General features: G+C 68.3%; 16 protein-coding genes. 9 read left to right on the top strand and 7 right to left on the bottom strand.

Translation table 11 applies throughout. From position 1 onward, the window contains the following. Window positions 1–102 precede the first annotated feature (102 nt). Both H0T81_RS07320 and H0T81_RS07315 read left to right on the top strand, forming a co-directional pair. The gene (locus H0T81_RS07320; RefSeq protein ID WP_294011410.1) at window positions 103–828 is read left to right on the top strand and encodes a head GIN domain-containing protein; all 726 of its coding nucleotides are present in this window, start codon (window positions 103–105) and stop codon (window positions 826–828) included. A 37-nt stretch (window positions 829–865) separates the two neighbouring features. Continuing rightward, window positions 866–1,576 carry a DUF2807 domain-containing protein gene (locus H0T81_RS07315; RefSeq protein WP_294011409.1) on the top strand — a complete coding sequence of 237 codons (711 nt, stop codon included), beginning with the start codon at window positions 866–868 and terminating at the stop codon, window positions 1,574–1,576. A 10-nt stretch (window positions 1,577–1,586) separates the two neighbouring features. On the opposite strand, the gene H0T81_RS07310 is transcribed toward H0T81_RS07315, so the two are convergent. The 3 genes from H0T81_RS07310 to mgtE all read right to left on the bottom strand — a co-directional run bounded on the left by H0T81_RS07310 (window position 1,587) and on the right by mgtE (window position 4,137). Further along, on the bottom strand, window positions 1,587–2,264 hold the full coding sequence (locus H0T81_RS07310) for a CADD family putative folate metabolism protein (RefSeq protein WP_294011408.1): 678 nt from the start codon (window positions 2,262–2,264) through the stop codon (window positions 1,587–1,589). 75 nt (window positions 2,265–2,339) lie between these two features. Further along, window positions 2,340–2,741, bottom strand: coding sequence for a DUF1489 family protein (locus tag H0T81_RS07305; RefSeq protein ID WP_294011407.1), 402 nt, complete (start codon window positions 2,739–2,741; stop codon window positions 2,340–2,342). 40 nt (window positions 2,742–2,781) lie between these two features. Further along, entirely contained in the window at window positions 2,782–4,137 is a 1,356-nt protein-coding gene (gene mgtE, locus H0T81_RS07300; protein ID WP_294011419.1) for a magnesium transporter, read from the bottom strand. Window positions 4,138–4,316: 179 nt separating this feature from the next. On the opposite strand from mgtE, the gene H0T81_RS07295 reads away from it, so the two are divergent. From H0T81_RS07295 to H0T81_RS07285, 3 genes are all read left to right on the top strand, one after another. Beyond that, window positions 4,317–4,781: a peptidylprolyl isomerase gene (locus tag H0T81_RS07295; protein ID WP_294011406.1), complete on the top strand. Its 465-nt coding sequence runs from the start codon at window positions 4,317–4,319 to the stop codon at window positions 4,779–4,781. Beyond that, window positions 4,778–5,542 (top strand): SDR family oxidoreductase, encoded by a 765-nt coding sequence (locus H0T81_RS07290; RefSeq protein WP_294011404.1) that lies wholly within the window; start codon window positions 4,778–4,780, stop codon window positions 5,540–5,542. The genes H0T81_RS07295 and H0T81_RS07290 overlap by 4 nt, the downstream gene beginning before the upstream one ends. A 78-nt stretch (window positions 5,543–5,620) precedes the next feature. Further along, a complete protein-coding gene (locus tag H0T81_RS07285; RefSeq protein WP_294011402.1) occupies window positions 5,621–7,930 on the top strand; it encodes a CDC48 family AAA ATPase in 2,310 nt (769 codons plus the stop codon). On the opposite strand, the gene H0T81_RS07280 is transcribed toward H0T81_RS07285, so the two are convergent. Further along, entirely contained in the window at window positions 7,927–9,234 is a 1,308-nt protein-coding gene (locus H0T81_RS07280; RefSeq protein WP_294011400.1) for an MFS transporter, read from the bottom strand. The genes H0T81_RS07285 and H0T81_RS07280 overlap by 4 nt on opposite strands. Before the next feature lie 176 nt (window positions 9,235–9,410). Between H0T81_RS07280 and H0T81_RS07275 the strand changes: the two genes are divergently transcribed. Continuing rightward, on the top strand, window positions 9,411–10,049 hold the full coding sequence (locus H0T81_RS07275) for a methyltransferase domain-containing protein (protein WP_294011398.1): 639 nt from the start codon (window positions 9,411–9,413) through the stop codon (window positions 10,047–10,049). On the opposite strand, the gene H0T81_RS07270 is transcribed toward H0T81_RS07275, so the two are convergent. Next, window positions 10,046–11,227: a phosphatidylserine/phosphatidylglycerophosphate/cardiolipin synthase family protein gene (locus H0T81_RS07270; protein WP_294011396.1), complete on the bottom strand. Its 1,182-nt coding sequence runs from the start codon at window positions 11,225–11,227 to the stop codon at window positions 10,046–10,048. The genes H0T81_RS07275 and H0T81_RS07270 overlap by 4 nt on opposite strands. Before the next feature lie 136 nt (window positions 11,228–11,363). On the opposite strand from H0T81_RS07270, the gene rpoZ reads away from it, so the two are divergent. Next, complete coding sequence (gene rpoZ / locus H0T81_RS07265; protein WP_294011394.1) at window positions 11,364–11,705, top strand: DNA-directed RNA polymerase subunit omega; 342 nt, start codon at window positions 11,364–11,366, stop codon at window positions 11,703–11,705. An 81-nt stretch (window positions 11,706–11,786) separates the two neighbouring features. Here the strand turns inward: rpoZ and H0T81_RS07260 are convergent, their stop codons facing one another. Then, complete coding sequence (locus H0T81_RS07260; protein ID WP_294011392.1) at window positions 11,787–12,293, bottom strand: helix-turn-helix domain-containing protein; 507 nt, start codon at window positions 12,291–12,293, stop codon at window positions 11,787–11,789. Window positions 12,294–12,408: 115 nt separating this feature from the next. On the opposite strand from H0T81_RS07260, the gene H0T81_RS07255 reads away from it, so the two are divergent. Further along, complete coding sequence (locus tag H0T81_RS07255; protein WP_294011390.1) at window positions 12,409–14,499, top strand: bifunctional (p)ppGpp synthetase/guanosine-3',5'-bis(diphosphate) 3'-pyrophosphohydrolase; 2,091 nt, start codon at window positions 12,409–12,411, stop codon at window positions 14,497–14,499. Here H0T81_RS07255 and H0T81_RS07250 read toward each other — a convergent pair. Then, entirely contained in the window at window positions 14,496–16,775 is a 2,280-nt protein-coding gene (locus tag H0T81_RS07250; protein WP_294011388.1) for an NADP-dependent malic enzyme, read from the bottom strand. The two genes, H0T81_RS07255 and H0T81_RS07250, sit on opposite strands and share 4 nt — an antisense overlap. A gap of 71 nt (window positions 16,776–16,846) precedes the next feature. Between H0T81_RS07250 and mutS the strand changes: the two genes are divergently transcribed. Beyond that, a partial coding sequence (gene mutS, locus H0T81_RS07245; protein WP_294011386.1) for a DNA mismatch repair protein MutS occupies window positions 16,847–18,582 on the top strand: 1,736 nt, incomplete at its 3' end.

Here is an 18,582-nt window from a genome sequence, read left to right as displayed (position 1 = left end):
TGGCTCGCGCGTCGCCGCGGATTCCTCCGGCGGATTTTTGCGCTTGCCGCGGCCGAGGCTGTTAGTGTATTGCTGCAATAACACAGCATCAGGGAGGACGACATGCACAAGGCGATTCTCGCAGGGATGGTCGCGACCGCGGTGGCTTCGGCCGGCTGCGCGAAGGACCGCAAGGAAACCGCGGGACCGGCGACGACCCGCAATTACCAGGTCGGGGCCTTCGACCGGCTCGAGGTCGCCGGGCCCTATGACGTGACCGTCGCGACCGGCAGCGCTCCGTCGGTGCGGGCGAGCGGAGGCGAACGGGCGATCGAGCGGCTGGTGGTCGAGGTCAAGGGCGGGACCCTGATGATCCATCCCAGGAAGCGCTCCGGGATGAATTTCGGCTGGTCGAAAAGCCATCCGGTGAAGCTGACCGTGACCGTCCCGACCCTTGCCGCTGCGGAAATCGCCGGCTCGGGCGACATTTCGGTCAACAAGGTTGCGGGCAACTCGTTCGAAGCGGGCGTCGCCGGCTCGGGCAACCTGCGGCTGGGCGAGATCGACGTCAAACGGCTGAAGGCGGGAATCGCCGGGTCGGGCGAGATCAAGGCCGGCCGCGGCCGAGCCGCGGTCGCCGATTACGAGATTGCCGGCTCGGGCGACATCGATGGAGCGGCCGTGGTCGCCGAAACGGCTTCGGTGTCGATCGCCGGGTCGGGCAATGTTTCCGCCCACGCCACCGGCACGGCGAAGGTCGACATCGCCGGGTCGGGCGACGTGCGAGTGACCGGCGGCGGCAGGTGCAGCGTCAGCAAGGCCGGCTCAGGCAACGTCGAATGCTCTTAAGGGCGATATTAACCATAGTGGGGTGAAGGTGCGGCCCATGCGCACCTTCCTGCCCCTCGGCCTGCCCGCCCTCCTCCTCCTCGCCGGTGGCGCCGCTCCGGCCGGCGCCGCGACCCGCAACTTCGCAGTCAGTGGCTTCGACCGGATCCGCGTCGATGGCCCGTTCAAGGTCCAGCTGACGACCGGGGTGGCTCCGTTCGCAGCCGCGACCGGCGGATCGGCCGCGGCGCTCGATTCGGTATCGATCGACGTCCAGGGGCGAACGCTCGTCGTTCGAAGCAACCGCTCTTCGTGGGGCGGCTATCCCGGCGCAGCCAAGGGGCCGGTCGAGATCCGCATCGGCACTCGTGATTTGAGCGCCGCCTGGCTCAACGGCTCGGGCAACCTGGCGATCGACAAGGCGCGCGGCCTGTCGTTCGACCTGTCGGTCCAGGGCTCCGGCTCGGCGAGCATCGGCGCGGTCGCGGTCGACCAGCTCAAGATTGCGATGTCGGGCACCGCCAGCGCGAGCGTCGCCGGCACGGCGCCGAAGCTCACCGCCATCATCCGCGGCATTTCCTCGCTCGACGCGTCGGGGCTGGCGGTGAAGGACGCCACCCTCGGCGCCGAGGGCCCGGCGACGATCCGGGCGAATGTCACCAACACCGCCAAGGTCGATGCGCAGGGCGCGGCGACGATCGAGCTCGCCGGAAGGCCGGCTTGCACCGTCAAGGCCGCGGGCTCGGCGAGCGTCGGCGGCTGCCGCTAGTCGTCAGCCGCTACTGGACGCTAGCGCGCGCTTCGACTCCCGACAGGAAATTCCACAGCGCCCCGGCCAGCTCCTCGCCGGCGGCAATCGCTTCGGCGCGCTCGTCGTGCGACAGGCGGTCAAGCAGCTCGCGGCAGACCTGGCTGTGCTCGACGTCGGCGCTTTCGTGGACCCGGAAAAAGCGCAGCGTCGGCTCGTCCTTGATCCCGTAGCGGTCGACAAGCCCCTCGATCTTCGCGCTCGCAACCCCGGGGAACTGGCTTTCATAGGCGTAGAGCGCACCGAGCCCCGACGCGTAGGAGCGGCTCGAAAGCCGGCGGAAGGTGTCGATCAGCGCCGCGGTCTCGGGGTTGAGATCCTGGGCGCGCACCGCGTCGGCGCTCTCGCCGAGGCCGCAGGCGAACATCATCCACAGGCTTGCGTGATCCTGCTTGCCAGCCTCGATCCCCTCTTCCTCGGCGAGGTTCTCGGCCAGCATCCGCCGCCCGTCGCGGTCCGGGCAGGCGCTGTGCACCGCGCTGACGGCGCGCGGGAAGGCTTCGACGTGGTGGAAATATTGCCGCGCATAATCGCGCAGCGTGCCGAGCGGCAGGCGCCCTTCGGTCCACGCCTGGTAGAATGAATGGCTGAGCATGGCCCGCTCCGCGACTTTCGAATCGATCGCCGCCGAAACCGAGAAGTGGGTCATTTACATGCCTCCGTGTAATGAGCTTGAACCGCGGCGATAACTCGCGCGCCCCGGCGCGACAAGTGGAGCGCGCCGTCAAACCAGCGCCAGCGCGGCGAGCCGACCGTAGAGCAGCGGCGGAAGCTCGCCGACGCCCGAGCCGTCGCCTTCGGCCGGCGGGGCGCTCGCCTGCTCGAGGTAGCGCCAGCCCTGGTGGGCGCGCTTGGGCTGGGCGGAAATGAACACCAGCTCGGCCGAGCAGACGATGTCGATCCGCCCGTCGGAGCGGTCCTCGAACCGCCGGATCTGCTGGCAGGCGACCAGCCGGTGCTTGACGATCCAGTAGAGCGACCCGCCGATCAGCTCGTCGCCGCGCTTGGGCCGCATCCGGGTGACCACCCGCATCTCGCCGTCGCGGGCGCGCCCGGCGACTCGCTTCTCGAGCGCTTCGATCGTCCGGCAGCCGAACGCGACCTTGGTCAGATGGAGATTGGGCACGCTCGTCCGGATGGCGGATTAGCGGCGCGATGACAACAGCTTAGGGCACCAGATTAGCGGCCGTGGCGAGCCCCAGGAACAGCAGGAAGCCCATCGAATCGGTCACCATGGTGACGAACACGCTGCTCGCCACCGCCGGATCCGTCCCGGCCCGCTCCAGCGCCAAGGGGACCAGCACTCCGGCGAGGCCGGCGACGATGATGTTGAACAGCATCGCCACCGCGATCACCGCTCCCAGTGACTGGCTGCCGAGCACCAGCGAGACCCCGACCCCGATCAGCACCGCGACCGTGATGCCGTTCAGGATCGCGACTCGAAGCTCGCGGCCGACCGCCCGCCAGCGGTTGGACCCGGTGAGCTGATTGGTGGCGATCGCGCGCACGGTGACGGCCAGCGTCTGCGTGCCGGCGTTCCCGCCCACCCCGGCGACGATCGGCATCAGCACGGCGAGGATCGCCAGGCGCTCGATGCTGTCCTCGAACTGGCGGATGACGAAGGAAGCGACCAGCGCGGTCAGCAGATTGGCGATCAGCCAGCGCACCCGCGAGCGATAGCTTTCGGCCACCGGCTCGTTGATGTCGCCCTCGCCGGCGCCGGACAGCAGCAGCACGTCCTCGCTGGCTTCCTCCTGGATGATGTGGACGATGTCGTCGACGGTGATCATCCCGACCAGCCGGCCCTCGCCGTCGACCACGGCGGCCGAGACCAGGGCATATTTCTGGAAGCGCAGAGCGACGTCCTCCTGGTCCATGTCGACCGGGATCAGGGTCTGCTCCTCCATCATGATGGAGCGCACCGGCGACGAGCGCGGCGAGCGCAGGATGCTCGACAACTTGCAGGTGCCGACCGGATGGTGACCGGGGTTGACGACGAACACTTCCCAGAAGTCGTCGGCGAGCTGCTCGGACGAACGCAGATAATCGATCACCTGTCCGACGGTCCAATGCTCGGGCACCGCGATCAGCTCGCGTTGCATCAGGCGTCCGGCCGATTCCTCCGGGTAGGTGAGCGCTTCCTCGATCGCGGCGCGGTCGTCGGGCTCCATCGCCCGGAGCACCGCCCGCTGGTCGTCCTCCTCGAGATCCTCGAGGATCGCGACCGCGTCGTCGGTGTCCATCTGCCCCGCGAGGTCGGCGACCTGCTCGGGCTCGAGCGCCTCGAGCAGCGCCTCGCGGACGTGCTCGTTCATTTCGGCGAGCACGTCGGCATCGACGATCCCGGCGAGCGCCTTGACCAGCCCCTCGCGCTCGTCGCGCGCGGCCAGCTCGATCAGGTCGGCGACGTCGGCCGGGTGAAGCGGCTCGACCAGCGTTCGGGCGGTGACGTCGTCGCCGGCTTCGACCGCGTCGAGCACCTTGTCGACGAAGTCGGGGCGCAGCCGGTCCTCGGCATCCATCGGGCGGTGGGTTTCGCCCCCGGGGTCGGCGACCGGCGCGGCGGCGATGTTCTCGCTCTCGCTCATGCGCATGATCCCTTCCGACCCGGTGGCGCCCTCCTATTGGCGCGCCTGCTCTGGCGCAAGCGCGCCGCCGCTCCTAAGTGCGGCTGCACATCCCACGCAGCCGGAGCTCGATCATGGCCGACGCCGACCGCCTCACTTTCTCACTCTCGACCGGCGGCGACGTCGTCATCAAGTTCCGTCCCGACCTCGCCCCGGCACACGTCGAGCGCATCTCGACGCTGGTCGAAAGCGGCTTCTATGACGGCGTCACCTTCCATCGGGTGATCCCCGGCTTCATGGCCCAGGGTGGCGACCCGACGGGCACCGGCACGAGCGGGTCCGACCTGCCCAACCTGAAAGCGGAATTTTCCGACGAGCCGCATACGCGCGGCATCTGCTCGATGGCGCGCACCGCCAACCCCGACAGCGCCAACAGCCAGTTCTTCATCTGCCTCGACGACGCGACCTTCCTCGACAACCAATATACCGTCTGGGGCGAGGTCGAGAGCGGCATGGAGCATGTCGACGCGCTGCCCGCCGGCGAGCCGCCGCGCGAGCCCGGCCGGATCGTCAAGGCGACCGTTTCGCGAGCGTCGTGAGCTCCGATAAATCCGTCGCGCTGATCTCCGGCGCGTCGGCCGGGCTCGGGGTCGAGTTTGCCCGGCAACTGGCCAAGCGCGGCCGGCGGCTGGTGCTGACGGCCCGCCGCGAGGACCGGCTGGAGGAGCTGGCGACCGAGCTCGGCAATGCCCGCGCGGTCGCGGCGGACCTTGCCGAAGCCGGCTCCGCCGATCGGCTGATGGCGGACATCGAGGCGGCCGGCGAGCGGGTCGAGCTATTGGTCAACAACGCCGGCTTCGGCCTCAAGGGCCGGTTCGCGGAGCTCGACGCGGCGCGCCAGCGGCAGATGATCGACCTCAACATCGGCGCCCTCACCGACCTTTGCCGGGCGGTCGCTCCCGGAATGATGGAGCGCAAAAGCGGCGGCATCCTCAACGTCGCCTCGACCGCCGCCTTCCAGCCGGGACCGGGAATGGCGGTTTATTTCGCCACCAAGGCCTATGTGCTCTCGTTCACCGAGGCGCTGCACGAAGAACTGAAGCCGTTTGGAATCAGCGTCAGCGCGCTTTGTCCGGGGCCGACCCGGACCGAGTTCGGCGCGGTCGCCGGCTTTGGCGAGAACGGCGCGTTCGATCGCTTTTCGGCGGACTCGGCGAGCGTCGTGCGCGCCGGCCTCGAGGGTCTCGAGCGCAATCGGGCGGTGGTAGTGCCCGGCTGGATCAACAAGGTCGGAGCATCCTCGACCCGGTTTGTGCCGCGGCCGCTGGTCCGCAAGATCGCCGGGGCGATCAAATATTGAGGCGCGCCGGCCGAGCGCCAATTGAACTCAACCGTTGAATGGGCCGTTACGAAAGCGGCATGAGGTAAGGAAGCTTTGATGGCGGACACCGACACGCTGGAGCGAACTTCGGCGCGCAAGGTCCAGGTCGGCAACCTGGCGCCGGCCGACAGCGGGCGTGGTTTTGCCCGGCTGCCGGACCGCCTGATGCAGGAGCTCGGGCTCAAGGACGGCGATGTCATCGAAATCGTCGGCAAGCGCTCGACTCCTGCCCGGGCCCTGCGCCCGTATAACGAGGACGTCGGAGTCGACATCGTCCGCCTCGACGGCCTGCAGCGCGCCAATGCGGGGGTCGGCGCCGGGGATTTCGTGGAAATCCGGACGGCCGAGTCGAGACCGGCGACCAAGGTCGTGCTCGCCCCGGCCCAGGACAATCTGCGGCTCCATGGATCGGCGGAAGCGCTTCGGCGAAGCTTCGCCGCCCGACCACTGACCGAGGGCGATATCGTCGCGACGACCGGCCACCAGCGGGTCAATGCCGACATGCCCGAAGAGGTGCGCCGGATGCTCAGCGCCCCGGCGTTCGCGCTGCAGGAGGTGCGGCTGGCGGTCATCGACACGGTGCCGGCGGGCATCGTCCATATCGATTCCAAGACGCAGATCGAGCTGCTTCCCGAATATCGGCGGAGGGACGGCGAGCGCCGGGCCGACGTCACCTACGACGACCTCGGCGGGATGCGCGACACCATCGAGGCGCTGCGCGAGATGGTCGAGCTGCCGCTGCGCCACCCCGAGATATTCCAGCGGCTCGGCGTCGATCCGCCCAAGGGAGTCCTGCTGCACGGGCCGCCGGGCACCGGCAAGACGCGCCTGGCGCGAGCCGTCGCCAACGAGAGCGAGGCGCATTTCTTCCACATCGCCGGGCCCGAGATCATGGGCTCCGCCTACGGCGAGAGCGAAAAGCGCCTGCGCGAATTGTTCGAGCAGGCGGCCGACGCGGCGCCATCGATCATTTTCATCGACGAGATCGATTCGATCGCGCCCAAGCGCAGCCAAGTCACCGGCGAGGCCGAAAAGCGGCTGGTCGCGCAATTGCTGAGCCTGCTCGACGGGATCGAGCCGCGGCAGAATCTGGTGGTGATCGCCGCCACCAACCGGCCCGAAGCGCTCGACGAGGCGCTTCGCCGTCCCGGCCGGCTCGACCGCGAGATCGTCGTCGGAGTGCCCGACGAGGCCGGGCGCCGGGAAATTCTCGGCATCCACACCCGCGGCATGCCGCTGGCGGCGGACGTCGACGTCGATGAGCTTGCCCGACGCACCTACGGTTTCGTCGGCGCCGACCTTGCCGCTCTCACCCGCGAGGCGGCTCTCGAGGCGGTCCGCCGGATCATGCCGCGGATCAACCTTGCCGACGAGATCATCCCGACCGAAGTGCTGGACGCGCTGTCGGTCGAGCTTCGCGACTTCGACAATGCGCTCAAGCGAGTCCAGCCGTCGGCGATGCGCGAAGTGATGGTCGAGGCGCCGACCGTCGGCTGGAAGGACATCGGCGGGCTCGACAAGGCGCGCGACCGGCTGCGCGAGGGCGTCGAGCTGCCGTTGAAGCACCCCGAGGCCTTCAAGCGCCTCGGCATCCGCCCGGCCCGCGGGTTCCTGCTCTACGGCCCGCCCGGGACCGGCAAGACGCTTCTCGCCAAGGCGGCGGCGCGCGAGAGCGAGGCCAATTTCATCGCCACCAAATCCTCCGACCTGTTGTCCAAATGGTACGGCGAGAGCGAGCAGCAGATCGCCCGGCTGTTCGCACGCGCCCGCCAGGTCGCTCCGACAGTGGTGTTTATCGACGAACTCGACAGTCTGGTCCCGGCTCGCGGCGGCAGCTTTGGCGAGCCGCAGGTCACCGAGCGCGTGGTCAACACCATCCTTGCCGAAATGGACGGGCTCGAGGAGCTCAACAACGTCGTAGTGATCGGCGCGACCAACCGCCCGAGCCTGATCGATCCGGCCTTGCTTCGCCCGGGACGTTTCGACGAGCTGATCTACGTCGGCACGCCCGACGCCGGCGGCCGGGCGCAGATCCTCGCCATCCACACCTCCGGCATGCCGCTGGCCAAGGACGTCAAGCTCAAGAGCCTGGCGGAGCGAACCGAACGGTTCACTGGCGCCGACCTCGAGGACCTGGTTCGCCGGGCCGGGCTCATCGCGCTGCGCCGCAACCTCAAATCGGGCGACGTGACCAAGGCCGATTTCGAAGCGGCGCTGGCCGAAACACGGGCTTCGGTGACGCCCGAGATGCTCGAGGAATACGCGCGCATCCAGCAGACATTGAAGTCCGATGCGGTCCGCCCACTGGGCGGAATCGGCTTCGTGCTGCCCGGAATGCTGAGGCCCAAGAGCGACGAAAAAGGCTAGGCCGCGCCCGCCAGCCGCCCGCGGCCGGCGATTGCGATCGCGAGCCCGACCAGCAACAGCGCCGACACCGCGAACGGACTGTGCGGGTCGATCGCGTACAGCGCCATGCCGATCGCCGGGGCGGCGACGAAGCTGATCCCGTTGGCCGCCGTGATCACTCCGGCGACCGAGCCCTGCTCGGCGAGCGGGACCGCAAGCGACGCGCCGCCGGTAAAGCCCGGCCGGGTGAGTCCAAAGCCCATCGAGGCGAGCGCGAAGCCGATGGTAATTCCGTAGAGGTCGGTGGCGAGCATGGTCCCGGCGAGCCCGACCGCGGCGATCAGCGCGCCCCACAGGATCAGTCCGCGCGGCGACGCATTGAGCCGCGGAATCAGCCCCCATTGCGCGGCCAGGGTCGCTGACGCTCCAGCCATCATGACGATCGAGATCGGCCCCTCCGCGCCTTGCGGCTCGAGCGCCAGTCGGTCGATGATGAAAAAACCGAGGCAGGTGAGAGTCGCGGCCTGGGCGTGGCCCGCGGCCACTCCGACGACGACCCACGGCCGAATCCGGGGATCGCTCCACTTGAGCCTCGGCCGCCTGGGCGAGGTCGCGGCGACGACGCTGGCGCCGGTCGGAGGGGTGGCGAGCGAGGGATAGCTCATCGCCGCGCCGCGGCCGGTCTTGCGGCCCAGGCGGTCGTCGGAAAGCCAGGTCCAGATCGCCGCGGCGACCAGGACGCCGATGCCCGAGAAGGCGAACAGCGGGCCCGGCAGGCCGATGAATGGAAGCACGAACAGCGGCGCCAGCGCCGGGCCGATGATCGTCCCCAGGCCGAACGACGAGGACAAGGCGGACAACGCGGCGACTCGGCCGCTGCGCCGGGTTCTCGAGGCAAGATAGGCCTGGGTCGCCGACGGGGTCGCGCAGCCGAGGCCGCGGTAGATCGCGCGGAAGATCGCGAACAGGCCGAACGTCAGTGCGCCGCCGATCAATCCGTGCAGTCCGGCGACCAGCGCCAGCCCGCACAGCAGCATCGAAACGATGAATCCGGCCAGCCCCATCAGGGTCAGCGCCTTGCGGCCATGGCGGTCGCTCTTTTCCGCCCAGTAGGGCGCGAGCAGCACCCACAGCACCGCCGACCAGGTGTAGGCGATCGCCACCCAGAAGTCGGCGATCCCGATTTCGCGGCCGATCGCCGGCATCACCGATTGCAGCGCGGTATTGCCGGCCGCCGCGACCAGCATCGCCGCATAGAGAAGCAGGAAGTGCGGAGTGCTGAGAGCGGTCGCGGCGACGCGTCGGGTCGGTTGGGCGGCGGGCACTGGCGCCGCCTTAGAGTCTCGGCTTCCGCAGAGGAACCCACCTGCTCCAAGCGAGGCTCGTCGCGAAAAGCGCTCGTTTGGCGGGCAAGAGCGCGCTAGGGGCTGCGCCTGCGGAACTTGCCAAGCAGCGGCGCATTTGCCAACTCCGGCCCTTCGCCGCCCCGATCGGAGCATCCATGCCGAGTTCGTCCACCCGGACCCACACGCGTTCACGCCGGTCGAGCCGGCCGGGCCACCGCGGAACGAGTCCGCGCCTGCAGTTCCTGCGCGAATTCTTCAAGCATCCGGTGATGGTCGGGTCGATTGTTCCGTCGAGCAAAACCGTCATCGAGCGAATGCTCGCGCCCGTCGACTGGGAGAGCACCAGGCTGTTCGTCGAATACGGCCCTGGAGTCGGCACCTTCACGCGCCCGATCCTCGAAAAGCTCGGCCCCGAAGCGACCCTGCTGACGATCGACACCAACCCCGAGTTCACCGATTATCTCAGGGAAACGCTCGACGACGCGCGCCTCGTCGCGGTGACCGGCTCGGCCGCCGAGGTCGAGCAGATCCTCGCCGAGCGCGGCTTCGAGCATGCCGATTACGTGCTGTCGGGAATTCCATTCTCGACCCTCCCGCCCGGAGTCGGCCAGGCGATCGCCGAGGCTACCGCGAAGGTCATCCGCCCGGGCGGCGCGTTCCTCGTCTACCAGTTCAGTCCCAAGGTGATGGAGTTCATCAAGCCGTGGTTCGAGCGCATCGAGCGCGGCTTCGAATGGCTGAACGTGCCGCCCGCCAGCCTGTTCTGGGCGTGGCGCGAGCCCAGGCAGGGCTAGCGCTCGAGGGGCAGATTCAAGCGCCGGGTGACGGCATAGTCCATCGACGTCACCAGCCAGTGCGCGACCATCCACTTGAACCGCCGCCACGGAGTCGCGCGCTTGCGGTGCAGCTCGGGCGTGATGCGGACGCTGTCGGCGCGCTCCTGCTCGAAATATCCGCGCATCGCCGCGGCGAATCTGGGATTTTCGATTCGAAGGCTGATCTCGAGGTTGATGTAGAAGCTTCTAAAGTCGAAATTGGGCGAGCCGATGTGGACCGCATCGTCGATGATGGCGAGCTTGGTGTGGAGCATCGCCGGCTGGTACTCATACAGCTCGACGCCGCGCCGAAGCATCCGGCTGTAGCTGTGCCGAGCCGCTCCCAGCGTCGCCTTGATGTCCGACTTTCCGGCGGTGACGACCCTCACCCGCCCGCGCGCGGCGACCCGCGCAAGCCGGCGAAGCATCGAGCGCGGCGGAGAGAAATAGGCGTGGACCATGTCGACCCGGGTGGCTTCGGAAAGATCCTTGGCGAAGATCGTCGGCCACGGGGTCCGCATGCTCAAGGGGGCGCTGAAGTGCCATTGCAGCGGCCCTTGCCGGTCGCTGAAGCGCGCGACCAGCCGGCGCAGGCTCTTCAGCTTGGCGCCCTTGCGGCCGGTCCAGCGGTAGAGCGCGTCGAAATAGTCCGCGACTCCGGCGACGACCGGCCCGTCGATGGCAAGCCACGCGTCGCGCCAGTGCTGCGGGCCCTCGTCGGTGAGATAGCAATCCTCAACGTTGGCGCCGCCGATCAAGGCGCGCCGCTCGTCGGCAATCGCCAGCTTCTGGTGGTTGCGAACCAGATAGCGGCGACCGTAGGCGGGGTTGAACAGGCAGAACTTGCCGCCGTTGTCGTCGAGCGCCTTGAAGAAGCTCGGGCCGATCTTGGAGCAGCCGTAGCCGTCGAGCAGCACGTGGACCCGAACCCGGCGTTTTGCCGCGTCGACCAGGGCGTCGCGCACCTCGGTGCCCGATGAATCGCCGACGAAGATGTAGAACAGCAGCCGGACGCTGTGCTCGGCGCCGCGAATGAGCTCGAGCAGCGCCTCGAGACGGGCGCGGCCGCTTTCGACCAGCTCGAGCTTCGTCCCCGCGATCGTCGCGCGGATCGGCGTTCGCTCCTCGTTCAGCGCGGGGGCTCGGTCTTGCGCCATGCCCGACAGGCTGTGGCGGCGCGGCGCTCGCGGCGCAAGCTTGACCGCTATCGCGGGACGCCGCTTTCCTTGACTAGCGACACCCGGCGACCTATCTCGCGGCCTTCCTTTCAACCTGCAGATTGCGGAGCGACGAATGGCGCGCGTTACGGTCGAAGATTGTGTCGACAAGGTCCCGAACCGGTTCGACCTGGTGCTGATGGCCGCGCAGCGAGCCCGCCAGGTGTCGGGCGGCGCCGACCTGACCATCGAGCGCGATCGCGACAAGAACCCGGTGGTCGCGCTCCGGGAGATCGCCGAGGAGACGGTCAAGCCGCGCGACCTGGAGGAAGCGATCGTCTCCAACCTGCAGAAGGTGCGGATCGACGAGGAGGACGAGACCGACGAGCTCGCCAGCCTCAGCGAATCGGCCGAGGCGCTGCGGCTGACCGCGGCCGCCCCGCCGCGACCGAGCCCGTCCGGCGGCGATTACGAGTAAGCGGCGCTCGCAGTCCTGCCGGGGGCAGGACGAGAACGTCGCACAAGCTGTCCGGGTGACAGCCGAAAGTCAGATTACGGCCTAGGCCACCCGGCCGCCGCGCTTGAGCGGCGCCCTCTCGACATCCTCGCGCGACAGCCAGGTCAGATCGCCGACGCCGAGCTTACGCCCGTCTTCGGCCTGGACGCAGATTTCTCGGACCGGGCGTCCGTTCAGCCGATCGACCAGAACCACCGAGGCCGGCCCGTGGCCCCATCGCTCGCCCCATTGGCGCAGCGCCAGCACCACCGGCAGCAGGGCCTCGCCCTTGTCGGTCAACGCGTAGATCACCTTGCGCTTGTCGGACGGATCGGGCGAGCGCTCGAGAATCCCGCCGGTGACCAGCTTGCCAAGCCGGTCCGAAAGGATGTTGCGCGCGATCCCCAGGCCGGCCTGGAATTCCTCGAAATGCTGGAGGCCATTGAGCGCCCCGCGAAGAATCAGGAACGCCCATTTCTCGCCGATCAGCTCGACCGCGCCCGGTAGTGGGCATTGCAGCGCCGCCTCGCGGAACGCATCGATTCCCGTCGTGACCTTTTCGTTCGGCAACCACCGTCCTCCAGCCTGCGGGAACGCATAACCCAGCCAAGCATAGTTGCAAAATAGAACCGGTGTCGCTGCAACGCACTTGCGCACTCGGCACCGCTCGCCCCATCTTGCAGCCGTGCTTCGACAATATGAACTGGTCGAGAAGGTTCGCGCCTATGACCCCGACGCCGACGAGGGGCTGATCAACCGCGCCTACGTGTTCTCGATGAAGGCCCACGGCTCGCAGGTCCGGGCCAGCGGCGACCCTTATTTCAGCCATCCGATCGAGGTCGCCGGAATCCTTACCGACCTCAAGCTCGACGACCAGACCATCGTCACCGCCATCCTCCACGACACGATCGAGGACACGCTCGCGACTCCGGAGGAAATCGAAAAGCATTTCGGCAAGGACATCGCCCGGCTGGTCGATGGAGTGACCAAGCTGTCGAAGATCGAGGCGCAGTCCGAAAATGAGCGCGCCGCCGAGAATTTGCGCAAGTTCCTCCTCGCTCTGTCCGACGACATTCGGGTGCTGCTCGTCAAGCTCGCCGACCGGTTGCACAACATGCGCACTCTCCATCACGTCCCGGACGAGGAAAAGCGCCGCCGGATCGCTCGCGAGACGATGGATATTTACGCGCCGCTGGCCGAGCGGATCGGCATGTACGAGATCATGAACGAGATGCAGACGCTGGCCTTCAAGGAGCTGGAGCCCGACGCCTACACGTCGATTACCCGGCGGTTGAAGCTGCTCCACGACCAGGGCGGCGACATCGTCAGCCGGATCGGCCTCGGACTTCAGCTGCACCTTGCCGACAACGGCCTCGACGCGATCGTCACCGGCCGCGAGAAGCATCCCTACTCGATCTGGAAAAAGATGGCCGAGCGTCACATCAGCTTCGAGCAATTGTCGGACGTCATGGCCTTCCGCGTCATCGTCGAGAATGTCGCCGACTGCTACCGGGCGCTGGGCCTGATCCACCAGCGCTGGCCGATGGTGCCGGGCCGCTTCAAGGACTTCATTTCGACTCCCAAGCGCAACGGCTACCGAGCGGTCCACACCTCGGTGATCCACGACGCCAAGATGCGAATCGAGGTCCAGATCCGGGACCGGACCATGCACGAGCAGGCCGAGCGCGGGCTCGCCGCCCACTGGGCGTACAAGGAGGGCAAGCCGTCGGCTGACCTGCACGTGCCGTGGATCGACGATCTGGTGGAGATCCTCGACCATGCCGAAAGCCCCGAGGAGCTGCTCGAGCACACCCGGATGGCGATGTACCAGGACCGGATCTTCGCCTTCACTCCCAAAGGCGAGCTGATCCAGCTGCCCAAGGGCGCGACTCCGGTCGATTTCGCCTACGCGGTCCACACCGACCTTGGCGACCGCACCGTTGGCGCCAAGGTCAACGGGCGAGTCGTCCCGCTGCGCACCGTCCTCGAGAACGGCGACCAGGTCGAAATCCTCGCCTCCGAGGCCCAGCACCCGCAGCCGGCCTGGCTGCGCTTCGTCGCCACCGGCAAGGCGCGCGCGGGAGTCCGGCGTTTCGTCCGCCACAAGGAGCGCGAAGAGACCGTCGAGCTTGGGCGCAAGATCTACGACGAGATCGTCGAGCGGCTGCCGGCGATGCTCGACAAGGACGCGCTCAAGCGGGCGCTCAAGAAGCTCAAGGTGGAGGACGAGGAATCGCTGATGGCGGCGATCGCCCGCAAGCGGATCAGCGACGAGGCGCTGATGGAGGCGCTGATGCCCGGCTCAGCCGGCGGCGATGTCGCCCACAAGCCGCTCGGCCAGCGCACCGCCATCTCGATCAAGGGGCTGACCGCCGGGGTGGCCTACCATCTCGCCACCTGCTGCCACCCGATCCCGGGCGACCGGATCGTCGGGCTTCGCCGCGAGGACGAGGAGATCGAGGTCCATGTGATCGGCTGCGACACGCTGGCCAGCGGAGTCGACGCCGACTGGCTCGACCTCGCCTGGGGCGAGGGCTCGGACGGCGGAGCGGCGCGCATCGCGGTGATCCTCCGGGACATCCCCGGAGCGCTCGGCGCGATGTCGGGGATCCTCGGCTCCAAGCACGCCAACATCATCAACCTGCAGCTGGTCCACCGCGACGGCAGTTTCCATACCTTCAACATCGACGTTGAAGTCCACGACCTCGCCCACCTTCACGCGATCATCGCCGCGCTTCGCGAGGCGGACCCGATCAGCTCGGTCGAGCGGATCTAGCCGACCGCGCGCACTCGCTCCTTGGCGCTGCCGGCGGCAAGCACGGCAAGCGTCACCAGGTCCGATGCCGACGCCGTCATCGGCGCGATCTGGACCGGAAGCTCGAGCCCCAGGATATAGGGGCCGAGTACGCTTTCGCCGCCGAGTTCGCGAAGCAGCTTGGCCGACAGGTTCGCCGATTGCAGGCCTGGCATCACCAAAATGTTGGCCGGCCCGGTCAGCCGGCTGAACGGGTAGAAACGCTGCTGCATATCGTAGTTGAGCGCGACGTCGGGGCCCATCTCGCCTTCATATTCGAAGTCGCAGTGAATGCCGTCGAGCAGTTTCACCGCGCCGCGCAGATCCTCGATGTGCGTGCCGGGCGGGTTGCCGAAAGTCGTATAGCTGATGAACGCGACCCGCGGCTCGAGACCCATCCGCCGAGCGAAGGCGGACGAGCGCATCGCGATCGCCGCCAGCTGCTCGGCGGTCGGGCGTTCGGTCACGGCCGTGTCGGCGATCAGCACCGTATGGTGCCGACCGACGATGATGTTGATGCCGAACGGGATTGTGCCCGGCTCATTGTCGATCACCACCCGCACTTGCCGCAACGACTGGCTGAACGGCCGCGTCGTCCCGGTGATCATCGCGTCGCCCTCGCCAAGCGCGAGCATTGCGGCGGCGAAGGTGTTGCGATCCTGGTTGACCATCCGCTCGACCTCGCGCCGAAGCAGCCCGTGGCGCTGGTGCTTGTCGTAGATGTAGTCGACCGCCCGCCCTACCATCGGCGAATTGCGGCTGTTGAGCACTTCATATTCCTGCGGCTTGTCGACACCGAGGCTCTTGAGCAGGTCGTGAACCTCCTCGCGGCCGACCAGCACCGGAGTTCCGTAGCCCGCTTCCTTGAAGGCGATCGCGGCGCGCAGCACGTTGGGCTCCTCGCCTTCGGCGAACAGCACCCGCTTGGGGCTGGAGCGCGCGGCTTCATAGGCGAGGCTCATGACCGCGACGGTCGGGTTCAACCGGGCGCGCAGCTGCTGGCGATAGGCGGACATGTCCTCGATCGGCTTTTGCGCGCAGCCGCTGCGCATCGCCGCCTCGGCGACCGCAGACGCGACCACCTCCATCAGGCGCGGGTCGAACGGCGCCGGGATGATATATTCGCGCCCGAAGCTGTGGGTCTGGCCGCCATAGGCCGCGGCGACTTCCTCGGGCACCGCCTCGCGCGCCAGCTCGGCGAGCGCGTTGGCGGCGGCGATCTTCATCTCGTCGTTGATCGCCGTTGCTCGAACGTCGAGCGCGCCGCGGAAGATGAACGGGAAGCCGAGCACATTGTTGACCTGGTTGGGATAATCGGAGCGGCCGGTGGCGATGATCGCGTCGGGCCGAGCCGCGCGCGCTTCGGGCGGAGTGATTTCCGGGTCGGGGTTGGCCATCGCGAAGATGATCGGCTCCCTGGCCATGCCGGCGACCATTTCGGGCTTGAGCGCTCCCGCCGCCGACAGTCCCAGGAACACGTCGGCGCCCTGCAGCGCGTCGGTCAGGGTGCGGGCATCGGTGTCGGCGGCGTGCGCGGACTTCCACTGGTCGACATCCGCGCGCCCCTTGTAGATGACGCCCTTGCGGTCGCACATGATGACACGGTCGCCGCGCACGCCCATCGCCTTGATCAGCGCGGTGCAGGCGATCGCGGCTGCGCCGGCGCCGTTGACCACCACCGTGAGGTCGCCGAGGCTCCGGCCGGTGAGATAGCAGGCGTTGATCAGCCCGGCCGCGGTGATGATCGCGGTGCCGTGCTGATCGTCATGGAACACCGGGATGTTCATCCGCTCCTTGAGCGCCTGCTCGATCTCGAAGCAGTCGGGGGCGGCAATGTCCTCGAGGTTGATCCCGCCGAAGCTCGGCGCGAGCAGGGCGACCGCGTCGATGAACTTCTGGCAGTCCTCGGTGTCGACCTCGATGTCGATCGAATCGACGTCGGCGAAGCGCTTGAACAGCACCGCCTTGCCTTCCATCACCGGCTTGGAAGCCAGCGCCCCCAAATTGCCGAGCCCGAGGATCGCGGTGCCGTTGGAGATGACGGCAACCAGATTGCCCTTGGCGGTCAGCTCGTAGGCGCGGCCCGGATCCTCGGCGATCGCCCGCACCGGCACCGCGACTCCCGGCGAATAAGCCAGGCTCAGGTCGCGCTGGGTCGCCATCGGCTTGGAGGCGATGATCTCGATCTTCCCGGGCCGCCCGCGGGCGTGGAAGTCGATCGCCTCGGCCTCCGAAAATTTGACGTTGCTTTCGGACATCGCTCGCTCCTCGCGGGCGCCTTAGCCAAAGGGTGTGGGAAGAGTCACGCGAAGGGGCTACCACGCAAGAGATGGCCCGAGCCGACGAACCGACTCCGATGATGGCGCAGTACCGGCGCCTCAAGGACGAGGCCGGAGACGCCTTGCTGTTCTACCGGATGGGCGATTTCTTCGAATTGTTCTTCGACGACGCCAAGGTCGCCGCGACCAGCCTCGATATCGCCTTGACCAGGCGCGGAGCGAGCGAAGGCGAGCCGATCCCGATGTGCGGAGTCCCCGTCCATTCGGCCGAAAGCTACCTCGCGCGGCTGATTCGCGCCGGCCATCGGGTCGCCATTGCCGAGCAGGTCGAAAGCCCCGCCGAAGCCCGCAAGGCGCGCGGCTCGAAAGCCCTGGTCGAGCGGGCGATCGTCCGCCTGGTGACTCCCGGCACTCTGACCGAGGAGGCGCTGCTCGAATCCTCCGCCGCCAATTGGCTCGCCGCGGTGGCTCGCGCCGGCGACGACTCGGCGATCGCGGCTGCCGACATTTCAACCGGTCGCTTCGAGCTGATCGCCTGCGGTCCGGGCGAGCTCGCCGGCGAGCTGGCGCGGCTGTCGCCGGCGGAGACCATCGCCGACGGCTCGATCCCAGGCGTTCGAACGAGCGCCGGCAAGGGCGGCTTCGACAGCATGGCGGGCGAGCGGGCGCTCAAGACCCGCTTTGGCCTCGCGACTCTCGACGGCCTTGGCTCCCCTTCGAGGGCCGAGCTCGCCGCGGCCGGCGGCCTGCTCGCCTATCTCGACGCGACCCAGAAAGGCACCGGCATCCTGCTCGACGCGCCGCGGCGAATCGCCCGCTCGAGCCATGTCGCCATCGACACGGCCACCCGGGACAGCCTCGAGCTCACGCGTTCGGCCTCGGGGGCCGTCGCCGGAAGCCTGCTGGGCGAGATCGACCGCTGCCAGAGCGCGGCCGGGCGCCGGCTGCTCGCCGAGGATATTTCCGCGCCGCTGACCGAGCGCCCGCCGATCGAGGCTCGGTTGGCGCTGGTCGCGTGGTTGCACGAGGACGCGCTGCGCCGCGAGCGGGTTCGAACCGCGCTCAAGGCAATGCCCGATTTCGCCCGGGCGCTGGCCCGGCTGGCCGCTGGGCGCGGCAGCCCGCGCGACCTCGCCTTGCTGCGCGACGGCCTGGGCGCGGCCGGTTCGCTCCAGGGCGAGCTGAAGTCGGAGCCCGACGCACCCACTCTGCTGCAAGCGCTGCTGCCGAAGCTCGGCGGACACGATGCGTTGGTCGGCAAGCTCGGCCAGGCGCTCGTTGCCTCGCCGCCGATCGACTCGTCGAAGGGCGGCTATATTGCCGAAGGCTACGACCCGAACCTCGACGCGCTGCGCGCTGCCTCGTCCGACGGGCGCCGGGCGATCGCCGCGCTCGAGAGCCGCTACCGCGAGGCAATTGGAGTCGCGTCGCTGAAGATCCGCCACAATGCGGTGCTCGGCTATCATATCGAGGTGGCGGCGCGGCACGCCGACCGGCTGATGGCGCCCGATTCGGGCTTCACCCACCGCCAGACGCTCGCTGGAGTGGTCCGCTTCAACTCGCCCGACTTGCACTCCGAGGCGGTGCGCGTGGTCGAGGCCGGAGCGCACGCGCTCGCCGCCGAGGCTGCGCACGCCGAGGAGCTGACCGCGCTCGCAATTGCCGGTGCACCGGCGATCACCGCCGCCGCCGGGGCGATCGCCCGGATCGACGTCGCTGCATCCCACGCGGCGCGTGCGGCCGAGGGCGGCTGGAGCCGCCCGCAGCTGACCGACGAGCCCTGCCT

Origin of the sequence: Sphingomonas sp. (assembly GCF_013812825.1) — a bacterium.
GTDB lineage: Bacteria > Pseudomonadota > Alphaproteobacteria > Sphingomonadales > Sphingomonadaceae > Sphingomicrobium.
The sequence above is the reverse complement of the archived record's forward strand: the minus strand, read 5'-3'. Positions and strand labels throughout refer to the sequence as shown.